Raw genomic sequence first — 795 nt, 5'->3', positions numbered from 1 at the left:
GCGATCATGCGCCCCGACAGCACGCTGACGATCAAGTCGGCGCGCTCCACGATCCAGGCGCGTATGAGCGATGCGGCCGGTATGATTTGCGACGGCGAGCGGGTAAGCCAGGCCCTCGCAGAAGCTCGAAGCCTCAATGTAAGCATTCGGGCAAATGGCATTGGGTACAAACGACCTGCCGAGGCCGTGCGGTCAATACAATGGCGGCAAATGGCGCTAGCTTCCGAAGCGGTGCTTACCGCTTTGGACCATTACATTGGCCAAGGCGGAGGGAGCCGCGGTTCCCGCGCAATATGCGATCGAAAAGGTGAATCGCTTCCGCTCGCAAGGACGGGCCCGCTGGAAAACTATCGCTTCCGGAGGGAGCGCGACGCCCAGCGGAGTGAACAGATCATCGTCCGATTGGACGGCGTGGAAATGGTGGTTTCAACACGTCCAAACCGTTCGTTCGACGAGAGTGCTGGGTCGTTCTTCGAACGCGATTGGCCAGATTGGCTGACCGGCCGGATCTTTGATCTCGGTTCTGACCAAGAAGATGCCTAGTCGCGGTGCACGTGATGTCGTCAACATCCGCATGGAATATCTGGAACTGAGGGAACCCGAGGCCTAACCGCGAGCCGAAGGGCGACCGGAGACAGACAATGAGGTGTGGTATGGGGGATGGAGAGGCTGACATCGTCTGCATGGGTGAACCCCTGTTCGAGTTCGCGTGGCGGCGGGACGGAACGATCAAGCCGGGCATTGGCGGCGATGTGTCGAATTGCGCGGTCGCCGCGGCCAGATCCGGCGCGAAAG

1 pseudogene is annotated in these 795 nt (G+C 60.5%); it reads left to right on the top strand.

The window, feature by feature from the left end:
- Positions 1-543, top strand: a pseudogene (locus EH240_RS38420) (oxidoreductase); the annotation flags it as partial.
- Positions 544-795 lie beyond the last annotated feature (252 nt).

Source organism: Mesorhizobium tamadayense (genome assembly GCF_003863365.1).
In the GTDB taxonomy this organism is placed as follows: domain Bacteria; phylum Pseudomonadota; class Alphaproteobacteria; order Rhizobiales; family Rhizobiaceae; genus Mesorhizobium; species Mesorhizobium tamadayense.
This window is presented reverse-complemented; position numbering and strand designations above follow the sequence as displayed.